The sequence below is a fragment of the Aneurinibacillus aneurinilyticus ATCC 12856 genome, from assembly GCF_000466385.1.
Taxonomy (GTDB): domain Bacteria; phylum Bacillota; class Bacilli; order Aneurinibacillales; family Aneurinibacillaceae; genus Aneurinibacillus; species Aneurinibacillus aneurinilyticus.
Genome location: NZ_KE952768.1, coordinates 1 through 3,075, shown reverse-complemented (window position 1 = coordinate 3,075; position 3,075 = coordinate 1). Strand labels below are relative to the sequence as shown.

The following is a 3,075-nucleotide window of genomic DNA, read 5'->3' as shown; positions in this document are numbered from 1 at the left end:
AAGCGGGTTCTATCAGCATTTGAGAACGAAGGGTTTCTAGGGGAACATCGAGTTAAGCAGCAATCAATTTTTCAAATACGGATGATTCGTTTTTTTCGATAGCGAAAAAAGAAGAGGGTGGATGCGCCCTGCGCTCCAGCAGAAGAAAGGCCATTGTGTCTTTTTCTAGCCCCTGATTTTCTCGGTCTTTTCTTACCTCCCACCACAAAAGTTTGTCGATTGATCAAACCAGATGTATATAGTTACTCCAGCATTGTATTCTAACCATGCTTTTTGTAATAATTCATGTGTAGTAAATCCCTCTTTCAGGTGCAATTTACTTGCATATTCTGCAATTTCAAATTCATTTAACAAGCCAAATGGAGCAATCCATGTATTCGGATCACCAACATACCCATATAAAGCAAATAAAACGAATTCATTTCGAAAAAAGATTAATCAAAATGGACTAATTTCTCTTTGATGAACTAAAATATACAGGACACAATAAATAAAAGATATTAAACCAAGTTATCAAGTTTCTGCATATTAGGCATAGTAATCCCCATTTTATTTCCTAACTGAAGTATTTTTTTAAAGTTATCTTTCATTTCATCAATTGCTAATAATGCATGAGCTGTAAAACGTTGAACAATCGGATTCTCTTCAAAATTATTTTTAAACATTGGGTATATTACAGAAAATGGCATATTATACATTTCAACTTCAGGAAATTCGCTTAAATTAACTCCTCTTCTTTCACATAGGCTATAACATTCACTCATTGCTTTAAAGCAAGTTTCTACTAGTTTTTCATCTTTTAAATATCTATCAATATCATTATATTTCGAAAGTCCAACTCCAATAGGACTTGCTCCTACATTATGCATCCATAATGCATGTAATATATTTGTAGGAATTTCGGGAATAATGGAACATTCTTCAAACATCTTAATCGTTTTGCTCAGTAATGGTTTTTGTTCTTTATATACTGCACCTAATTTAACATCCTGCCCTATATTTCCCCAAAGCAAGTTGCCTTTAAAAGTACCTCCACCTCCAGGGTACCCCATAATATATTGTTCTTGTTTCAACATACTATCAATTTCTTTTGTTCCATCCCAATTTAAAGTAAATAACAAATAATTTGCATTAGGCGCTTGTTTTATAAGTGTTTCAAGAACCTCATTTAATTGATATGAATTTACAGGTACAATTATTAAATCATAATCGCACTCCACATTAACCACACATTTATAAGTATATTCTCCAATTGTATACATATTTTCTTTATCTTCACGTTCATCTATAATGTCATATGATATAGTTCTTTTATTCATAATGTTACACTTGTTTTCACGAACAAAATGAGTAATTTCATGATGTCCTGAAAGTGCATGGGCATAAAGAGTCCCAATTACACCTGTACCAACTATTAATATTTTCATTATTTTCACCTCAACTCAAATAATTTGCTAATAAAACTAAATGTATTATTTTCAGCACCTAAACTACGTGTCAGCAATTCCTCAAATGCAGTGACTTTTGAAGTTATTGTTCCTTCATTCCATTTAAATAAATCGATATCTAAATAAAAACTAGAAAGTGTTAAAATCATCTCGGCTGTTTCAAGGGGATAGGTTACATTAAAAATCCCCTCGTTGACCCCTTGTGATATTATTTCGGCATAAATAGGTGCAAATTGTTTAATAATGCTAACCATTAATTTCTGATGAAATATTGCATTTGATGAAGAATTAATTTTTTCATTTTGCTCACTATTATTACTGGCGGTTTGTATCCCAATTAAAATAATTTGTGTAAGCCTTTCATCAGCTTTCAATTCTTTTACATCCTGTTTTGTTATTTCCTTAGACCAACGTTTAACATACATTTCTATTGCTGCATCTGCACACTCTTCTTTAGAAGAAAAATAATGATAAAATGCCCCCCTTGAAATATTTAATGTCCTAATAATAAATGAAAGTGTTGTATCCTCATAACCATTTGTAATAAATATATTCCATATTTTTTCTAGTAGCTCATTTCTTTTGTTATTGAAGTCTTTATTTGTTCTAGCCATTTCTCCTCCTCATAATTAAACCGACTGCTGGTTTAATTATGATTTATAACGAATAATTTGTAGTTATAGATTGTTATTGACTCCTCAGTTTTTTCTAACATAATAACTTAGGTAATAGGGAGGAAGCCTGGATGTAATAGCAGGAAAAGTAAAACCGCTCCCAATTATTTGGAAAAAACTAAATCTGGAATGGCTACACCGATTATTTACCGTTCCTGTTGCAAAAGAACAAAAATCAAGATGGCGTAGATAATCTTAATTTCCAAAATTTGTATATCAAGCAATCATTAAAAATGAAAGTTAAACTAACAGGGATCGATAATTCAATATACAGTATAAGAAGGTGTCCCAAACTACCATGGCTTGGCAGCCACCACGATGAATGAAAATGTACTTGGCCTGTGAACCTGCTGACTTCATAATGAAATTAGCAGGTCACAGGCCGATACTTTTTTGGTGGTAATAACCCCGAGTCCCAAACCGACCGACTGCACCTACGAGCACCGCCGATTGTTACCGTGAGTACGTGTATAAAAAGTCTATTAGGGGCACCTTCTTTAATTTTGTTGAACTTTTTTCATTTAAGTCTTGATAACTTATGTTATCTGGCTCATATTGTAATTGGATGTTTTGGTCCATCCCTCAGAAAAAACCTCATTACTCTTTGATGGAGTTTTACTTTTATTGGAAAATATATAACGGACTAGAGTAGGAACCCTATCACTACCCCTTTAATGAAGGATCCTTTCCGGTATCTGTCTACACTCCTACATTAACCTTACATTGAAGGAATTAGCCTAGAAAAAGCGAACGATTTATGAAATAAATAGCAAATCGGATGTAACAGGATAAATAAAAATCCTAAAGACATATAAGGGGTGGTAATAAATGCGGTTTCCTTCTAGAAAAGATTTATGGCTCACGATTATTATTTGGGGAACAATGTTATTTTCAATCATAATTGGTGGGTATGCATTGCTTTTTATACGAAAATGTTCCCCTTAAAGGCAAAA

The 3,075-nt window shown here is 32.7% G+C and carries 2 protein-coding genes and 1 pseudogene; 1 reads left to right on the top strand and 2 read right to left on the bottom strand.

Annotated elements, in window-relative coordinates:
• Positions 1-500: 500 nt before the first annotated feature.
• Both HMPREF0083_RS10045 and HMPREF0083_RS10040 read right to left on the bottom strand, forming a co-directional pair.
• Complete coding sequence (locus HMPREF0083_RS10045; protein WP_040302305.1) at positions 501-1,427, bottom strand: ketopantoate reductase family protein; 927 nt, start codon at positions 1,425-1,427, stop codon at positions 501-503.
• 5 nt (positions 1,428-1,432) lie between these two features.
• Positions 1,433-2,062, bottom strand: a complete 630-nt coding sequence (locus HMPREF0083_RS10040; RefSeq protein ID WP_021621186.1) for a TetR/AcrR family transcriptional regulator — start codon at positions 2,060-2,062, stop codon at positions 1,433-1,435.
• A 118-nt stretch (positions 2,063-2,180) separates the two neighbouring features.
• Between HMPREF0083_RS10040 and HMPREF0083_RS27140 the strand changes: the two are divergent.
• A pseudogene (locus tag HMPREF0083_RS27140) lies at positions 2,181-2,315 on the top strand (WecB/TagA/CpsF family glycosyltransferase); the annotation flags it as partial.
• Between the last annotated feature and the right edge of the window lie 760 nt (positions 2,316-3,075).

Bases quoted from the DNA above. Each gene is read 5' to 3' on its own strand.
- HMPREF0083_RS10045 (WP_040302305.1), bottom strand. From the start codon at position 1,427: ATGAAAATATTAATAGTTGGTACAGGTGTAATTGGGACTCTTTATGCC.
- HMPREF0083_RS10040 (WP_021621186.1), bottom strand. From the start codon at position 2,062: ATGGCTAGAACAAATAAAGACTTCAATAACAAAAGAAATGAGCTACTA.